This window comes from Bacteroides sp. AM23-12 (assembly GCF_003434395.1).
Lineage (GTDB): Bacteria > Bacteroidota > Bacteroidia > Bacteroidales > Bacteroidaceae > Bacteroides > Bacteroides thetaiotaomicron.
In genome coordinates this window covers 42,606-60,710 of the sequence record NZ_QTLF01000029.1, presented here as the reverse complement: position 1 = coordinate 60,710, position 18,105 = coordinate 42,606, and the positions used below count along the sequence as shown (strand labels likewise).

General features: G+C 42.7%; 12 protein-coding genes. 6 read left to right on the top strand and 6 right to left on the bottom strand.

The features are described from left to right. Nucleotides 1-624 (bottom strand): ferredoxin (locus tag DW640_RS18765; protein WP_199610421.1); only part of this gene is annotated, 624 nt, incomplete at its 3' end. A 581-nt stretch (nucleotides 625-1,205) separates the two neighbouring features. Here DW640_RS18765 and DW640_RS18760 point away from each other — a divergent pair. The 3 genes from DW640_RS18760 to DW640_RS18750 all read left to right on the top strand — a co-directional run bounded on the left by DW640_RS18760 (nucleotide 1,206) and on the right by DW640_RS18750 (nucleotide 7,982). Then, a complete protein-coding gene (locus DW640_RS18760; protein ID WP_016268011.1) occupies nucleotides 1,206-3,962 on the top strand; it encodes a heparinase II/III family protein in 2,757 nt (918 codons plus the stop codon). Nucleotides 3,963-4,106: 144 nt separating this feature from the next. Next, nucleotides 4,107-7,400 carry an alginate lyase family protein gene (locus DW640_RS24450; protein WP_117578824.1) on the top strand — a complete coding sequence of 1,098 codons (3,294 nt, stop codon included), beginning with the start codon at nucleotides 4,107-4,109 and terminating at the stop codon, nucleotides 7,398-7,400. 210 nt (nucleotides 7,401-7,610) lie between these two features. Continuing rightward, nucleotides 7,611-7,982, top strand: coding sequence for a hypothetical protein (locus tag DW640_RS18750; RefSeq protein WP_008766743.1), 372 nt, complete (start codon nucleotides 7,611-7,613; stop codon nucleotides 7,980-7,982). Between the two features lie 105 nt (nucleotides 7,983-8,087). On the opposite strand, the gene uxuA is transcribed toward DW640_RS18750, so the two are convergent. Further along, entirely contained in the window at nucleotides 8,088-9,275 is a 1,188-nt protein-coding gene (gene uxuA, locus DW640_RS18745) for a mannonate dehydratase (protein WP_090611878.1), read from the bottom strand. Nucleotides 9,276-9,287: 12 nt separating this feature from the next. Further along, nucleotides 9,288-10,103 carry an SDR family oxidoreductase gene (locus DW640_RS18740; RefSeq protein ID WP_117578823.1) on the bottom strand — a complete coding sequence of 272 codons (816 nt, stop codon included), beginning with the start codon at nucleotides 10,101-10,103 and terminating at the stop codon, nucleotides 9,288-9,290. Nucleotides 10,104-10,315: 212 nt separating this feature from the next. Between DW640_RS18740 and DW640_RS18735 the strand changes: the two genes are divergently transcribed. Beyond that, complete coding sequence (locus DW640_RS18735) at nucleotides 10,316-12,265, top strand: glycoside hydrolase family 97 protein (RefSeq protein WP_173664611.1); 1,950 nt, start codon at nucleotides 10,316-10,318, stop codon at nucleotides 12,263-12,265. Here the strand turns inward: DW640_RS18735 and murQ are convergent. From murQ to DW640_RS18720, 3 genes are read right to left on the bottom strand one after another with little or no spacing between them, the layout of a single operon-like run. Next, on the bottom strand, nucleotides 12,249-13,082 hold the full coding sequence (murQ, locus tag DW640_RS18730) for an N-acetylmuramic acid 6-phosphate etherase (protein WP_061474223.1): 834 nt from the start codon (nucleotides 13,080-13,082) through the stop codon (nucleotides 12,249-12,251). The genes DW640_RS18735 and murQ overlap by 17 nt on opposite strands. 10 nt (nucleotides 13,083-13,092) lie before the next feature. Then, the gene (locus DW640_RS18725; RefSeq protein ID WP_117578822.1) at nucleotides 13,093-13,476 is read right to left on the bottom strand and encodes a DUF3037 domain-containing protein; all 384 of its coding nucleotides are present in this window, start codon (nucleotides 13,474-13,476) and stop codon (nucleotides 13,093-13,095) included. Beyond that, entirely contained in the window at nucleotides 13,454-14,236 is a 783-nt protein-coding gene (locus tag DW640_RS18720; protein WP_022470143.1) for a HipA family kinase, read from the bottom strand. Before DW640_RS18720 ends, DW640_RS18725 begins: the two co-directional genes overlap by 23 nt. A 152-nt stretch (nucleotides 14,237-14,388) precedes the next feature. Here DW640_RS18720 and DW640_RS18715 point away from each other — a divergent pair, with 152 nt between their 5' ends. Further along, on the top strand, nucleotides 14,389-15,999 hold the full coding sequence (locus tag DW640_RS18715; RefSeq protein ID WP_117578821.1) for a hypothetical protein: 1,611 nt from the start codon (nucleotides 14,389-14,391) through the stop codon (nucleotides 15,997-15,999). A gap of 110 nt (nucleotides 16,000-16,109) precedes the next feature. Then, nucleotides 16,110-18,029: a glycoside hydrolase family 127 protein gene (locus tag DW640_RS18710; RefSeq protein ID WP_182427170.1), complete on the top strand. Its 1,920-nt coding sequence runs from the start codon at nucleotides 16,110-16,112 to the stop codon at nucleotides 18,027-18,029. Nucleotides 18,030-18,105 lie beyond the last annotated feature (76 nt).

Here is an 18,105-nt window from a genome sequence, read left to right as displayed (position 1 = left end):
GCCCCCACCGCGTCCCCGCAGGCCGGAGCGTTTGATGACGTCGATGACGTCGGCAGGCTGTTTGTTGAGAAGGCAGTCGGCCAGTGCGAAGTATCCTTCACGGGCGATGTATTCTTCTATATTTTCGGAGTCGATGAATCCGCAGTTGCGCAAGGCGATGCGGAGTTGTTTCCGGTAGAAGTCCATGTGTTTGGAGTCACTGACAGTTTGTTCGGTCTTCGGGTCTATGTAGAGCAGCCGTTCGATTCTTCGTCCTCCGATGATGTGTTCGCTGATGATTTCCTCCGCATCTTCGGGAGTGACTTGGGTATAGAACGTATTGTCAGGAATGATCTTTATGATGGGGCCCTTTTCGCAGAAGCCGAAGCAGCCTACTGTGATGACGTCTACTTTGTCGGTTATCCCGTTTCTTTCAATGGCTTTTTGAAGATTTTCAGTGATGCCCTGACTGGAAGAGGCTTTACAACCGGTACCTCCGCAAATAAGAATCTGGAGGTGTGCTGTTCCGGACGCCAGCCCGCAACATTTTTCGGAAACCTTTTCATTACTTTCTTCGCGCAATGAAAGATGGTGCTCCGCTCTCTTCCTGATTATTTGCAAATCATGGATAGATAGTATTTTCATAAGTATCAGAATTGTTAGATTTCTGCAAATATAATTCTTTGTTCGGAATTAACGCTTTGTTTAGAGAAAATAAATATTCTTCTTTGGTGCCGGCTTGCAGAAGTATGGTATGAAATCTTTATTTTTAACACTTTTAATAGGCGGTGTTAACTATAATAGTAGCATAAAAAAATTATCTTCGCATCGAAAAAGGGCGGATACCCATATGAATCCAACGATAGTTGGGGAGATTCGCAAGAACATTGTGGAGTGACTTATGGGGACCTGCCGGTACTGTATCTGAATGGGGAAATGCTCCTTGTATGAAGTATATATAGCTTGATGGCAAGGATGTACAGCAAGAGTTCCGGCGGGGACGGGGAAACGTAAGTTGCCTCCCTGATACAAAGGGAAAAAAGGGGATTGTGATAGCCTGTAAGTGGTATGCTTGCAGGCTATCTTTTTTGAGTATACTTGAATGTCCGGAGTATGAAGGCAGTCCGTACCGGTGAAAATAAAAACGGGTTTTCTGATACCAGTTAGGTAAATAATTCCTTATTTTCGTATTAAATACGTAGCAAACGTAAATAAGAAATGGAAGTATGAGACGAATTTTGTTAGGATTGTGTGTGCTTTTTTTCCTGAATGCGCACGGGCAGGAGATTCCGTTGCCGGAGAAGATGCCGCAGGATCATCCGAGAGTGCTGACTACCCCGGAAGGAAAAAAAGAAACATGGAAGTTGATCAAGAAGGAAGCATGGGCACAAGATGTCTTTAACAAGTTGAAAGAACGGACGGAAGTATATACGCGACGTACGGAAAGTCAGCCGGACTGGTTATTATCCCGTTTGGCCATGTACTGGAAGTCGCATGCAACGGAAGTGTACGTGAAAGGTGAGGTGTTCGACCATGCCGGAGGCGCGAAGGCACCTGCCCCGACAGTTCGCTATACCGGAACACGAGGGACGGCCGCTACGCATGGTCGACCTAAACTGGAAGATGTAGTACCTTATGACGATAGTGCGGAAGGAAACGTGACTTTCTGCAACAATGCCTTGGAAGGCCGTCCGCAGGAAAGTGTGCATCCGTCCAAGACCGGGCGCAATATTGAGAGTCTGAACTGTGAGATTCTGGGAATTGCCCGTGACGCCGCTTTCCTCTATTGGATGACGGGAGAAGAAAAGTATGCCCGGCTGGCTGCCGGTGTTTTCGATACTTATATGACGGGAATCTATTACAGAAATGTTCCTGTTGACCTGAATCACGGGCATCAGCAGACACTGGTGGGGCTGACTTCTTTTGAAGTGATCCATGAGGATGCTTTGCATATCGTTGTCCCTTTGTATGACTTTCTCTATCATTATCTGCAATCCAACTATCCGGATAAGATGATGATTTATGCCGGCGCATTGAAGAAATGGGCGGATAATATTATCACCAACGGAGTCCCTCATAACAACTGGGATTTATTGCAGGCACGATATATCATGAACGTGGGACTGGTGCTGGAAGATAATGAAGAGTATGCGGACGGGAAAGGACGCGAATACTATATTGACTACGTAATGAACCGTTCGAGCATCCGCCAGTGGAGTCTGACCAAGCTGGCCGATTACGGCTTTGACTCCGAAACGGGAATATGGGCGGAATGTCCGGGATACAGCAGTGTAGTCATCAATGATTACGCGAACTTCACCCATCAGTTTGACCATAATCTGCAGTATGACTTGGTAAAGGCAATGCCTGTGCTGGCAAAAGCCGTAGCGGCCACTCCGCAGTATCTTTTTCCGAACCGGATGATCTGTGGTTTCGGAGATACGCATCCAAGTTACTTAAGTACGAACTTCTTTATCCGGATGATACAGAATGCGCAGGCAAACGGAAAGAAAGAGCAGGAACGTTACTTCACCGCTTTGCTGAAATGTCTGAATCCGGAGGAAGGCAGCGAAAAAAGTGGCAAGAAGAATGTACGGGCTTCTGTCAATTCTTTCTTTGAGGACAAGCCGTTGGTGCTGGACCCGAAGGTGGAGGCGGGGAAAATCGAGGATTATGTATCTCCTCTGTTCTATGCCCCCAACGTATCGTGGCTGGTACAGCGCAACGGGATGCATCCGCGCAACAGTCTGATGATTTCTCTCAACGCAAGTGAAGGCAATCATATGCACGCGAATGGCATTTCGATGGAGCTTTACGGAAAAGGATATGTGCTGGGACCGGATGCGGGTATCGGACTTTTTCTGTATAGCGGTCTGGACTATGCGGAATATTACTCTCAATTCCCCAGCCATAATACGGTTTGTGTAGATGGCATTTCCAGTTATCCGGTGATGAAAAGTAATCATTCTTTCGATTTGCTTTCCTGTTTTCCGGCTTCGGCGGAACCGGGTAAAGGATTTACTTCCGTCACCTATAGTCAGGTAGCTTTCCGTGAGCCGGAGAGCAGGGCGGATCAGACTCGACTGATGGGCATTGTTACTACCGGCCCGGAGACAGGGTATTATGTGGATGTATTCCGCAGCCGGAAAGAGCGGGGAGGCGATAAAATGCACGATTATTTCTACCATAATCTAGGTCAGACAATGACACTAACGGCTGCCAACGGCACGGACTTGAATTTGCAGCCTACCGAAGAACTTGCTTTTGCAGGTGCCCATCTTTATGCTTATTCCTACTTATATGATAAGAAAGTGGCTACCACCGGTCAGGATGTGAAAGTGACTTTTACCATCGATATGAAGGATAAAGGCGGAGATGATATTTCCATGAATCTCTGGATGAAAGGAGAACCGGAACGGGAAGTGTTCACCGCACTGTCACCGATGACCGAAGGATTGAGCCGGACTCCCCATATGCCTTATAATATAAAGGAACAGCCAACTCTCACCTTCGTTGCCCGGCAGCATGGAGAAGCATGGAATCGTCCTTTTGTTGCTGTTTATGAACCAAGTACGCAGAAAGAGCCTTCGGCTATTCAGTCAGTCTCCTACTTTGATGCGGAAGAGCCTGGCTTGAAAGATTTTGCCGGTATCTGTGTGGAAAGTAAAAACGGGCGTACTGACCATATTTTCTCTTTGACGGATTCGTCGCAGACCGCAACCTATCAGGGAATGAAAGTGAAAGCGGACTATGCCGTAATCAGTAACGAATATGCGGGAAACCGGACGCTGTTTATAGGGAACGGAACGCAACTGATTGCATCCGGTATCAGTATCCAGACTTCGGAGGCTGCTAATGTGCTGCTCGAAAAGAAGCAGGGAAAATGGTATATTCTTTCTTCTGCCCCCTGTAAGATGGTGATTGACGGAAAAGCGGTGCAATCTGGAATAACCACCGAATTGACGTTATTGGCTGTACAATAAGAATCATTGTTAGATGAATAAACATATCATTGTTTTAATTGAACGATTGTTGTTTTGCGAGTTTTCATAAATATCTTTGATAGAGAATAGGTGAATCGTCTTTATTGTTCGTAATACTATAAAAGAATTTTATTCGATAATATCATGAAGAAATATTGGTCCTTATTATTAGCTGCATTATTAGGTGGTGCAACTTGTATCTTTGCTAAAGACACACTTGCAACTTGGAAGGCTCCCGCAGGAGTTGCTTTAAATAGTGATTTTACGGTTAAGGTCCGTTTGCAAGATGGAGTCTGGCATACCTTATCTTCTTATCTGATTAAGGTGGATGAGGTAAGAGATACACGACATTATGTAGAAAATGCTTCGATGGCAATTTTTGATTTTACAGGAAAAGTGGAAGTAGCCGTAACCTATAATTTGGGAGAAGTACAGACGGCAAAAGTCCGTCCTCTCTCGTATGATATCCCATTTCAGATCGATGGTAATACAGTAACTTTTACATTAGAGCATCCTCGAAATTTGTCAGTAGAAGTAAATGGGGATATTTTTCATAATCTTCACTTATTTACAGGATCTCCGGAAAGAACGATTCCGGACAAAGATAATCCGGAAGTAATTTACTTTGGTCCTGGAATACATACAGTTAAAAATGGGGAATTGAGAGTGCCATCCGGTAAGACTGTGTATCTGGCAGGAGGAGCTGTTTTAATGGGGCGTGTCCTAATCGAAAACGTACATGATGTAAAATTGCTAGGAAGAGGAATTATCGATCATTCTATAAAAGGAGGTATTCGTATTGCGAATTCCCGAGATGTCTATGTAGAAGGAATTGTTGCTACTCAATGTGCGACAGGAGGGTCGGAAAATGTTACTATCCGTAATGTCAAAAGTATTAGTTATTATGGGTGGGGAGATGGCATGAATGTTTTTGCGAGCAATAACGTATTATTTGATGGTGTCTTCTGCCGTAACTCAGATGATTGTACAACTGTTTATGGCACTCGTTTGGGATTTGAAGGAGGTTGTCGGAATATAACAATGCAGAATTCCACTCTTTGGGCAGATGTAGCCCATCCTATTTTTATTGGAATTCATGGTAATTCTAAAGCTCCCGAAGTTTTGGAAGATCTGAATTATATTAATATTGATATATTGGATCATAGAGAGAAACAAGTCGATTATCAAGGATGTATGGCTATTAATGCAGGTGATAACAATTTAATACGCAATGTTCATTTTGAGGACATCCGTGTTGAGAATTTCCGTCAGGGGCAACTTGTCAATTTACGTATCTTTTATAATGAAAAATACTGTACTGCTCCCGGAAGAGGAATTGAGAACGTATTGTTTAAGAATATATCCTATACCGGAGAGAATGCGGAACTTTCTATTATTGAAGGATATGATGAAAAACGTAAGGTAAAGAACATACGTTTTGAAAATTTGAAAATAAATGGAAAATTGATTGATGATAATATGCCGGACAAACCTCGGTGGTATAAGACTTCAGATATGGCACGCATATATGTAGGACCTCATGTGGAAAATATTGTTTTTACAAGTGATGTAGCTCAGTCACAACGTCGTTTTGTTCATCCGGGTATTACTTATACGCAAGGTGACCTCGATCGTATGAAAGCAATGGTAGAAGCCAGACAAGAACCTTATTATTCTACCTTTTTGAAATTGAAGGAGTCTTCTTATTCATCACTTGATGCACCTGTGGTGAATCGTGGAGAGCAAATAAAGGAAGGGCGATTTAATGCTACAATCGGGGTGGATGGGCGTCGTGCTCATGATTTAGCTCTTCTTTGGCACTTGACAGGAGAAGAAGCCTATGCACGTAAGGCTGTAGAATATTTGAATGCAAATTCTTATTATACTAATACTAGTAGCCGTGGTACAGGACCGTTGGATAATGGGAAAATTTATTTGTTGATTGATGCGGCTGAAATGATGAGAGATTATTCTGGATGGACACGGCAAGATCAGCAACGTTTCAAAGATATGCTGGTTTATCCGGGGTATAGTAATACGGAAAATTATTCTGCTAAATATGCTAATTATCTGGATGATACAAAAAATGGAGTAACTTTTTATTGGAATATCTATAATTTTGATGCAGCGCGTTTCGGTAATCAAGGATTGTTTGCAGCACGCAGTATGATGGCAATGGCTATCTATCTTGATAATGAGATAATGTATGACCGTGCTTATCGCTATTTACTGGGAATGAAACATCGTAAAGATGATTTGCCATATCCTTCAGGACCGGCTATTTCCAGCGATCAACCCATTCATGTTTCTCCTACTATGATTGATTATAAATTGTTACAACGGAAGAATGATATTCAGGATTATGGTTATGACGAACAGCTTCAATATTATATTTATCCTAATGGTCAGTGTCAGGAATCCAGTCGTGATCAGGGACATGTATTAGCCGGGTTGCACAATTATGTTGCTATTGCAGAAATGGCATGGAATCAGGGGGATTCTTTATATAGTAGTTTGGACAATCGTTTATTGCTCGGGCTAGAATGGAGTTATCGTTATAACCTGTCAAGTATTCAATCTTACAAAAAACAGGAAACACCTTGGGAGCCAACAGGATTAACAAAGGATATGAATGAAGTCACATTTGATAACGGGAAATATCTCCAGATAAAAAGTCGTAGCGGACGTTGGGAGTCTGTGAATATCTCCTCTCATGGACGGGGAGATGTTGCCGGGACAGGAGGAACCAGAGAAATGGCATTGGCACATTATGCGGTGCGTAGTGGATTACCGGCTGAAAAATATACCTGGTTACAGCGTTATCGTGATTATATGATAGAACGTTATGGATGTGAGAATTGGGGAGTAGCCCCGAATTGGTTTTATGAGTGGACTGGTTGGGGGACTTTAACTAAGCGACTGACCCCTTGGATGGCAGGTGATCCGGTTACTTTTTCTACAGGTAAGCGAGTTTCCGGTTTGCATCAATTGCCCAGTACAATTTTGGCTGCTGATTATGATTATTATTGTATATCAGAAAATCCTGAAGGGCATACCTATCATAATATAGGGACAGTACGTGGAAATGAGTATCGTCCGGATGGAGCAGTTGAATTACAGAAAATAGATAATAAATACGTAGTGGTTCAGGTAGAAGACGGCGAGTGGATGAATTATACTGTCAATATCCCTAAAAGTGGAGCTTATGCTGTTTATCTTACTTATTCGGCAAATTCCTCTTCACATGTAGCAATGGCCTCTGATCAGGGATTAGAAATCTCGTCTTCGATCCCTTCTTCTAAAAAGTGGAAAGAAACAAAACTTGGCGAACTTTCACTTTCGGCTGGTGCCTGTGTATTGCGTTTACGTGTTGACAAGGCCGGACAAAAGTTATGTCTCAGTGCTTTCAGATTGGAAAAAGTAGAAAGGGATAGATAAAGTGGTGATATGATATAAGTATGTGTGAAGCATTTTTAGGGAGTAATTAACGTATTACTCAAGTAATTTGTAGGAAAATATAGAAAAAGAACAGAAAAATGATCATTATGATATTATAAATTACTATTTTTGTGCACTCTGTTACAGGATGATATTCTGATCCTGATAATTGAACCGTTGAGCATGTTTTATATTATAAATGATAGATATATGAAATTATTAATTTTTATTTCGTTATTTGGAGGCTTATTGTTAGCCTCTTGCGGTAGCAGTAGTTCACAAAAAAATGCAAGTACACAAGAAGTAAATCCGGCAGACACTATTTATTTAGGTGATTTACGTGAAAAATTTGAAGGAGATAGTATTTTCTTTAAGGTGGTTGCTCCTGACTTGATGCTGATGGATTACCAGTATTTCTGGGCGGCTACAGAGTCTGAAGCTGTGGAGAAAGGACTGACTAAAGAATATTATAAGCGTGTTAAGAAAGAAATTTCAGAAACCAATGAAGCAATTAAAAAAGGTGTAATGAAAGGTGCGGATGTAAAACGTATACCGGATTTCCAAGAAGGACAAAAGAAATAAATCGTTTCAAAGAGAAATTGATTATTGCTATGATAGATAAAAAGAAGGGAGATGTTAAATATGACTTCTCCCTTCTTTTTTGCATCAATGTCTGGTGAAAGAGAATCATAATTTCATCTGACGTTTTATTTCATCATCCACTACCGTCATCATACCCTCTACTTGCGCCAGTGCCAGCATACGTCCATAAAAAGAATAGCCTGGATTATACCCCTTGTCTTCATCTCCCAGCATCATTCTCCCGTGATCAATGCGCATAGGTAATCCCGGATTTTCTTTCTCAAAGATTCGGATAAGGTCAATGATATGTCCTCTTCCTGCCAGGTGAGAACTTTCAATGAAGTTTCCACCCGGCATGGCGGCTGTGCTGCGTAGGTGTATAAAGTGCGTACGCTTAGCAAACTTCTTTGCCAATTCGCGGGTATCATTGTGTTCGCCGGCACTCAAGGAACCTGCACAGAATGTCAGTCCGTTGTGCGGATTGTCTACTGCATTCAGAAACCAGGCGATATCTTCTTCATTGGTGACGATACGAGGAAGACCAAGAACCTGGAATGGAGGATCGTCGGGATGCACGCACATATTCACTCCGTATTCTTCGCAAACCGGCATAATGGCAGAAAGAAAGTAACACATATTTTCTCGCAGGATGTCACGGTTAATATCCTTGTACAAAGTTAACAACCGTTTGAAAAGGATGACCGGTTCTTTGTCTCCTTCTTTGATGTTCCCATTGACAAATCCTTGTGTCTTAACGATAATGGTATCAATCAGATCATCCTTCTCTTTTTCGGTGATCACTTGATCCAGTTCGGAAACTTTATGAAGTTCTTCTTCCGTATAATCCTTTTCAGCCCCTTCCCGTTCCAGTATCTTCATGTCGAAATAGGCGAAACGGATACGGTCATAATACAATGAGCTAGTACCGTCGGGGCAGAGGTACTGCAAGTCTGTACGTATCCAGTCGATGACTGGCATAAAGTTATAGCAAACAGTTTTTATTCCACATTTACCTAGATTGGTAAGGCTTACTTTGTAGTTCTCTATCAACTGTTCACGTTCTGTCCCACCATATTTGATCGCTTCGCATACGGGCAAACTTTCTACTACAGACCAGCGCAGTCCGTATGATTCTATATAGGATTTCAGATCATTAATCGCTTCTATTGTCCATATTTCTCCGTTCGGTATGTCGTGCAAAGCTGTAACAATCCCTTCCACACCTATTTGCCGGAGCATTGGCAAGGTAATCTTGTCTTTCTTGCCAAACCATCTCCATGTTTTTTCCATCATAGTTTCTTCTCTTTATACGCCGCTGAATGCACTGAATCCACCGTCGATAGGCAACATTGCACCGGTTACAAAACTGGCAGCTTCGCTACACAAAAATTGTACGGCACCGTTCAATTCTTTAATATCACCAAAACGGTTCATCGGTGTCTTGGCTAAAACCTTTTTGCTTCTGTTAGTCAGCGAGCCATCCGGATTGATAAGTACGCGACGGTTCTGATCGCCGATAAAGAAACCGGGAGCAATGGCATTTACACGGATGCCGTCACCATATTTCAGAGCCATCTCACTGGCAAGCCATTGTGTAAAGTTAGCTACAGCTGTTTTTGCAGCCGAATACCCCGGCACACGGGTGATGGCACTATAAGCAGCCATAGAAGACACATTGATAATGCAACCTTTTTTCTGCTCTGCCATCACTTTACCAAAGATTATAGACGGATAGACTGTACCGTTCATATTCAGACTGGTCACTTTCTCCCAACAGGAAATGTCCATATCATAGAAGTTCTGATCCGGTTCAAGAGTGGCTCCCGGCATGTTGCCTCCGGCAATATTCAACAGAATATCAATCTGTCCCCATTGGGTAACAATCTCTTCCGCTACTTTTTCCAGACTGGCGATGTCCAGCACGTCTCCAATAATACCGATAACATCCTGACCATATTGTTTAAGTTCTTCTATACGGTTGTCCAGTTGTTCCTGACGGATGTCGATAGCTACAACTTTTGCTCCCTGCTGTACAAAGTGCTGGGCGATATTTCCTCCCAACACACCACCTGCTCCGGTAATTACAGCTACCTTACCGGCAATACTAAATAATTCGTTCATGGTTTTCTTTATTATTTATATGAATTGATGCAAAAGTAGCTGCTTTTTGAATGTGATGTTGTGCTTATTTTTGCAAGATGTTTGTTTATATTTGCAGAAATGTATGAAAGAAAAGAGACTTTTATAAAAAGAATTGAGAAGTAGTGTTTCTTTGGGAGACAGATTGAGTATAATAATTAATTCGTTCGTATATATTGGAAAAACGGATAAACATGAATTTAAATAGAATGAAGAAAAGTATCTTGCTTTTACTGTTGGTAATACCAACATTGACAAAGGCACAGAATGTGATGACAGAAACCCGCCGGGAACTGACTTCCCCAGACGGAGCGTATCGGTTCACCTTTTACCAGCGTTCGTTCGGAGAGGATAATGCACGAATGTATTATACGCTGACATATAAGAATCGTCCTGTAGTGGAGGAGGGTGAACTCGGTGTACAGATAGAGAATCAATTGTTTGAATCGGCATTGGGAGTACCAAATGATACTTGCTATTTTTGGTGCGAGAATCTGAAATTAACGGATACTGATCATCGGAAAAACGATGCAACATGGAAACCTGTATATGGAGAACGTGCCGAAGTTCGGGACTGTTATAATGAAATGACTTTAAAGTTTCGTAAAGGTGAGGGACAAGGGATGACTGAAGGCGGTTACGACAAACGTAAAAACTACTTTATGAATATTATCGTCCGTGCCTATAACGAAGGAGTGGCATTCCGTTATCATTTTCCGGAAACGACCAATGGGCTATTTTTACATATTACAGGTGAACGGACAAGTTTCACAATGCCTGAAGGTACAATGGCTTACTATGAACGTTGGGCACAAGGTCCTTATGAGCTTCGTCCCCTGTCAGGGTGGGGAAAAGAGGAAAGTGAACGCCCTTTGACTATGAAACTGCCAGATGGATTGACTGTTGCATTACTGGAAGCGGAGATGGTGGATTATGCTCGTGGAAAATTCCGTTTGTCTGCAGAGAAGCCTTCAACACTGGAAACTAGCTTGTATAGCAGCGTTGACATTATTTCTCCCTACAGTACCCCTTGGCGTGTCATTATGGCTGCCGAACGTCCGGTCGATTTGATCAATCATAATGATTTGGCTTTGAATTTAAATACTCCTTGTCGGATATCAGATATTTCTTGGATTAAGCCTGGGAAAGTATTCCGTTCTGGAGACTTAAAACAGGAGAAAGTAAAAGCAGCCATTGATTTTGCAGTGGAACGTGGCATTCAATATGTACATATGGATGCAGGATGGTATGGCCCGGAAATGAAAATGAGTTCGGATGCTACTACGGTTTCTCCGGATAAAGATCTTGATATTTCTGCTTTATGTAAATATGCAGAATCTAAAGGCATTGGATTAATGGTCTATGTCAATCAACGTGCTTTGGTTCAACAGCTAGATTCTTTATTGCCATTGTATAAAAAATGGGGATTGAAAGGAATTAAATTCGGTTTTGTACAGATAGGTAATCAGCATTGGAGTACGTGGCTACATGATGCAGTCCGTAAATGTGCGGAATATGAAATGATGGTGGATATTCATGATGAATATCGTCCAACCGGTTTCAGTCGTACCTATCCCAATTTGATGACGCAAGAAGGTATCCGTGGAAATGAAGAGATGCCGGATGCGACACACAATACCATTCTCCCTTATACTCGTTTTCTGGCAGGCGCAGGAGATTATACACTCTGTTATTTTAATAGTCGTGTGAAAAACACCAAAGCACATCAATTGGCAATGGCAGCCGTATATTACAGTCCTTTGCAATTTATGTTTTGGTATGATAATCCTGCTATGTATAAAGGTGAGGAGGAACTGGAGTTCTGGAAAGCCATCCCGACTGTTTGGGATGAAAGTCGTGCATTAGATGGAGAAATAGGTGAATATATTGTGCAGGCTCGTCGTTCCGGAAAAGAATGGTTTGTGGGAGCAATGACAAATACAGAAGCGCGTACCATTACGTTAACCACGGATTTTTTGAAACCGGGAACGAAGTATATAGTCAACTTGTATGAAGATGACGACAAGTTGAATACACGTACAAAGGTTCGTACTACTCATAAGAAAATAAAAGCCGGAGATAAGCTAACTTTGAAGTTAAAGTCCTCCGGTGGTGCTGCACTGCATTTTACTCTTGCTGAGTAGAGTTGTGTCTGCGATAGGCCTCTATCGCAGACTTAACCGAACCGTGTAGCAACAGAAGTGCCTCAGCCTTTTCGTAGTCCAGATGGAGTTCTTCAATGATCATGCGCGTTCCCCGATCAATGAGTTTTTGGTTACTCAATTGCATATTGACCATTTTATTTCCTTGCACGCGTCCCAGTTCAATCATGATAGTAGTGCTGATCATATTCAGAATCATCTTTTGAGCAGTACCCGATTTCATCCGAGAACTTCCTGTCACATACTCCGGACCGACAATAACTTCTATCGGTACATCAGCTTCGGTAGCCATCGGCGAATTTGGATTACTGGTAATGCAGCCGGTCAGTATTCCGTGTTCCCGTGCTGTATGCATGGCTCCGATCACATAAGGAGTGGTGCCGGATGCTGCAATTCCGATGACTGTATCTTCACTATTGATATGATGCTGCAATAACTCTTCCCATCCGCGGGACATATCATCTTCCGCATTCTCGACGGGATTGCGCAAGGCGGTATCTCCTCCGGCGATTAGTCCGATAACTACGGTGGGAGGCATACCGAAAGTCGGAGGTATTTCGGAAGCGTCGAGTACACCTAAACGTCCGCTTGTTCCGGCCCCCATATAGAATATTCTCCCACCTTTTTTTACTCGGGGAATAATTAATGTGACCAGTTTCTCTATTTGTGGGATTGCTTTCTGCACGGCATCTGCTACTTTATGGTCTTCAGTATTGATATCTTCCAGAATCTCTTTTACCGACTTCTTGTCGAGGTCATCATAGAGCGATGGTTGCTCTGTTATCTTGATAAATTCCATGATTGATCATTTAAAGCACTAATTCTTTGAACAAACGCTCCAAGGTAGCATCCAAATCCTCGGAAAATCCGGGATGCGGGCGGGATACTTGTATACATGAGCTTTTTACAGCGGTCAGCCACCGGAAACGATCGGGGACATCCATGCTTGCTATCATTCCCCCTTCCTTACTACCCGAACAAATCCTGTCGAAGACATGCAGTCCTTCTTTCAGACAATTCATATCCAGTTCGAAAGAAAACAGTTTCAGTTTATTCTCATCTATCGTATAAAGTGATTTGAGGTATTTGCATCGTTTGGAGAACAGTACAATACCTACATTGATAAATTCTTCACGTTCTACTTTGGGAACGAAACGAATGGTTGCGTATTCATATAAGTGCCTTTCTTGCATGTTGCGCTTCATTTACAAATAGTTCGGAATGCTTGATCCTTTCCTCTAAAAATTGAATATAAATATCTCTCAGGTCTTGTGGAGTTTCCTGTCCTTCCGTCCAGTTCAACCAGTCGTCGGGGACGGTATTGACTATTTCCCGTATCTTATCGGAGGTTAGTAACTGTCTGAATGCCATATCTGTTTCTTTCAGTTGGTCGGCAAATGGCAATAAAACATGATCTTTTATCTGCACGAATGGGGTGAGTGCCTGTTTCTGCCAGTTGGTCCAGCTATGTTGGAAGTAAAGGGAAGCTCCATGATCGATCAGCCATAATTCTTTATGCCACATCAGCATATTGGTATTCTTGATGGTACGGTCCACATTTGTCAGAAAAGCATCCATCCACACAATCTGTGAGGCGGTTTTACCATCCACTTGATGTACGACAGGATCGAAGGTCAACGCTCCGGACAAGAAATGCAAACCGATATTCAATCCACGGCTCCATTGCAGTAAATCCTGTATCTCTTCATCTGCTTCCGTTCGGCCGAAAGCTTCATCTAAATTCAGGAAGATGATCTCCGGTACTCTGAAGCCCAGAGTACGGGCTATTTCTCCTCCGATCAATTCAGCGATAAGGGCTTTGGTTCCGTGGCCTGCTCCTCTGAATTTTACGACATATTTGAACTCATCGTCAGCTTCAGCCAAAGCCGGCAATGATCCGCCTTCCCGCAGGGGAAGAATATATCTAGTTACGTTTGCTGTACGTAAATCCATATCACTCCTTTCTTAATTGAGAATAAAGATACGACGTTTTTGTGAAATTGTCGATGAAAGAGTTCCTATAATAATAGTTTTTTTATATTTTTCGGTTGAGTATACTTTGGTTTCGTTACGTATTACATAAAATAACGATAAATGAATGGAACATGAAACTACTTCGATTTTTAGTATTTGGAATATTAGTGTTTATGTTATGGCCGGAATGTATAGCGGCGGAATGGCAGTGGTCTGTACAAATACCCGGCATTATTTCTAACGAAACCGATGATCATCCACAGGCATTCCTATGGATACCTTCTGATTGTGCCCAGGTAAGAGGTGTGATGATAGGTACTCACAATATGACAGAGGAAACCCTGTTTGAGAATCTTCTGTTTCGGGAGAAAATGTCCGAAATAGGTATGGGCTTGATCTGGATTACTCCGGGCTGGGACCAGAAATGGGATGTATCTGCCGGAAGTCAGAGGGCATTTGAACAGATGTTGGAGGACTTTGCCGCTATCAGCGGTTACAATGAATTAAAATACGTTCCGATTGTTCCTTTCGGACATTCGGCGATGGCAACTTATCCTTGGAATTTTGCAGCATGGAATCCCAAACGGACATTGGCTGTCATTTCCTTTCATGGAGACGCACCGCGTACTAATCTTACCGGATATGGCCGTGATAACATGGAGTGGGGGAAACGTACTATTGACGGCATTCCCGGCTTGATGATCGAAGGAGAATATGAATGGTGGGAAGATCGCGTAAATCCGGCATTGGCGTTTCGCCTGATGTATCCCCGGAGTTGCATCTCGTTTCTTTGTGATACTGGGCGCGGACATTTTGATATTGCAGACCGTACAGCAGTATACCTTGCATTGTTTCTGAAGAAAGCCATGGAGTACCGATTGCCGGAAACGTATGATGTAGATAAGCCCGTGATGCTGAAGAAATTGAATCCGGAAAACGGATGGCTTGCCGAGCGTTGGCATCCTGACCAAAAGAGACGTGCTAAAGCAGCTCCCTTCAAACAATACAAAGGCGATCCGCATGATGCCTTCTGGTATTTCGATAAAGAGATGGCTGACATGACAGAAGAACGTTATCGTCAGGAAAGAGGGAAAAAACCGCAATATCTTGGTTTTGTACAAGAGAACAGCCTTCTTGCATATCACCCGAAGTCTCATGTGAAAGTTGCCGCCCGTTTCCTGCCGGAGGAAGATGGACTTACTTTTCATCTGAAAGCTGTATTTACGGATAGTCTGCATACAACCATCTCCGACGAACATTCATCGACCTTTCCCGAAATAACCCGCATCTGCGGACCGGTACAGAAGGTGAATGATACTACTTTTACTGTTCGTTTCTACCGCATGGGAATGTATAATAAGCGTCGCACAGGAGACATCTGCCTCTTGGCGAGTCATGACGGTGATAATCAATATAAAAGTACAGTGCAGGAACTTAGTTTCCGGATTCCTTACCGTAACACGGAGGGGAAACGACAGTATATACTTTTCCCAGGCATTGGGGATGTGAAGGCAGGGACGGAGTCCGTCACTCTTCGGGCTACTTCCGATTGCGGACTGCCTGTATATTATTATGTGAAAGAAGGCCCTGCGGAAATCGACGGAAACAAACTTGTATTTACTCCGATACCTCCTCACAGTAAATATCCGTTGAAGGTGACAGTAGTTGCCTGGCAATATGGGCTGGCGGGAAAGGTACAGACAGCAGAGCCGATAGAACGAAGTTTCTTTATTTATCAATAATATGGAATAAAACGAAAGCTTACGGAACGATCAATCAGAATTAATTTCATTGTATTGAGTGTTGAACAGCGCTTATTCGTATCTTATTGAAAAGGATACAAAGAATGATTATGAATAAGAAAAATCTAGTTGTAATAGCATGGTTGGCAGTGTCGACTATGATGTCCGCCCAGTCTGTATACCCCGGTCAGCATCAGGGAAAAATGAAAAAAGAGACAGTGGCTCCAATTCGGGTACAGAGTTTTGATTTAAAGGATGTCCGCCTCTTAGCGAGTCGTTTTCGTGATAATATGTTGCGGGATTCGGCATGGATGACTTCTCTTGATGTGAATCGTCTGTTACATAGCTTCCGGACCAATGCCGGTGTCTTTGCAGGTCGTGAAGGCGGCTATATGACTGTAAAAAAACTCGGTGGCTGGGAATCTCTGGACTGCGAACTTCGCGGACATACTACCGGACATTTGCTTTCAGCTTACGCATTGATGTACGCTGCTACCGGAAGTGAGATTTTCAAACTTAAAGGAGATAGCCTTGTAAATGGATTGACCGAAGTGCAGAATGCACTTAAAGGAGGATATTTGAGCGCATATCCCGAAGAACTGATCAACCGCAATATTCAGGGAAAGAGTGTCTGGGCACCTTGGTATACCTTGCATAAACTTTATTCCGGTTTGATAGACCAATACTTATATGCAGATAATCAGCAGGCTTTGAGTGTGGTGACCAAAATGGGCGACTGGGCTTATAACAAACTGAAACCGCTTAGTGAAGAGACACGCCGGTTAATGATACGTAATGAGTTCGGGGGAATCAACGAATCATTTTATAATTTATATGCCATCACAGGCGACGAGCGTTATCGTTGGTTGGCGGAATATTTCTATCATAATGACGTGATCGACCCACTGAAAGAACTTCGGGATGATTTGGGAACCAAACATACAAATACATTTATCCCGAAAGTAATTGCAGAAGCTCGCAACTATGAATTGACACAGAATGAGACGAGTAAAAAACTTTCAGAGTTTTTCTGGCATACCATGATTGACCATCACACCTTTGCTCCGGGATGCAGCAGTGATAAAGAGCATTTTTTCGACCCGAAGAAATGCTCTAAACACTTGACTGGTTATACCGGTGAAACATGTTGCACCTACAATATGTTGAAACTTAGTCGCCATCTTTTCTGCTGGACCGGTGATTCTTCTATTGCCGATTACTACGAGAGAGCATTATACAATCATATCCTTGGACAGCAAGACCCGGAAACAGGGATGGTAACTTATTTCCTTCCGTTACTTTCCGGCTCTCATAAACTGTATAGCACCAAAGAAAATTCTTTCTGGTGTTGTGTAGGCAGTGGATTTGAGAATCATGCCAAATATGGAGAAGCCATCTATTACCATAATGATAAAGGCATCTATGTGAATCTGTTTATTCCTTCCCAAGTGACTTGGAAAGAAAAAGGACTGACGCTTCTTCAGGAAACCGATTTTCCGAAGGAAGAGACTACTCGGCTCACTCTTCGTGCAGAAAAGCCAAGGCATACTACTATTTATTTGAGATATCCCTCATGGAGTAAAAATGTGAAGGTACTTGTGAATGGTAAAAAGGTGTCAGTGAAACAGAAACCGGGTTCTTATATTGCTATTACCCGTGAATGGAAAGATGGTGACCGTATTGCGGCCACTTATCCCATGCAGATCGAACTGGAAGCTACTCCCGATAATCCGAATAAAGTAGCTTTGCTGTATGGACCGTTAGTACTTGCCGGAGAACGGGGAACGGAAGGAATGCAGGCACCTGCTCCCTTCTCTGATCCTGCTCTTTACAACGATTATTATACTTATAATTTTCATGTTCCTGCCGATCTGCGTACATCATTGAAAATAGACGTGAAACACCCCGAACGAACATTGCGCCGTGTGGGAAAAGACTTGAAATTTACTACGAAGCAAGGAGATGTGATCCGTCCGCTTTATGATTTGCATCACCAGCGTTATGTAGTGTATTGGGATTTACAAGATTGATTTAATTTAATGAACAGGCACGAATAAATTATTCGGGTGCATTGAGTAAATACTTCCGCCTCTTCGTATTTGTCTA

Bases quoted from the DNA above. Each gene is read 5' to 3' on its own strand.
- DW640_RS18760 (WP_016268011.1), top strand. From the start codon at position 1,206: ATGAGACGAATTTTGTTAGGATTGTGTGTGCTTTTTTTCCTGAATGCG.
- DW640_RS24450 (WP_117578824.1), top strand. From the start codon at position 4,107: ATGAAGAAATATTGGTCCTTATTATTAGCTGCATTATTAGGTGGTGCA.
- DW640_RS18750 (WP_008766743.1), top strand. From the start codon at position 7,611: ATGAAATTATTAATTTTTATTTCGTTATTTGGAGGCTTATTGTTAGCC.
- uxuA (WP_090611878.1), bottom strand. From the start codon at position 9,275: ATGATGGAAAAAACATGGAGATGGTTTGGCAAGAAAGACAAGATTACC.
- DW640_RS18740 (WP_117578823.1), bottom strand. From the start codon at position 10,103: ATGAACGAATTATTTAGTATTGCCGGTAAGGTAGCTGTAATTACCGGA.
- DW640_RS18735 (WP_173664611.1), top strand. From the start codon at position 10,316: ATGAATTTAAATAGAATGAAGAAAAGTATCTTGCTTTTACTGTTGGTA.
- murQ (WP_061474223.1), bottom strand. From the start codon at position 13,082: ATGGAATTTATCAAGATAACAGAGCAACCATCGCTCTATGATGACCTC.
- DW640_RS18725 (WP_117578822.1), bottom strand. From the start codon at position 13,476: ATGCAAGAAAGGCACTTATATGAATACGCAACCATTCGTTTCGTTCCC.
- DW640_RS18720 (WP_022470143.1), bottom strand. From the start codon at position 14,236: ATGGATTTACGTACAGCAAACGTAACTAGATATATTCTTCCCCTGCGG.
- DW640_RS18715 (WP_117578821.1), top strand. From the start codon at position 14,389: ATGAAACTACTTCGATTTTTAGTATTTGGAATATTAGTGTTTATGTTA.
- DW640_RS18710 (WP_182427170.1), top strand. From the start codon at position 16,110: ATGAATAAGAAAAATCTAGTTGTAATAGCATGGTTGGCAGTGTCGACT.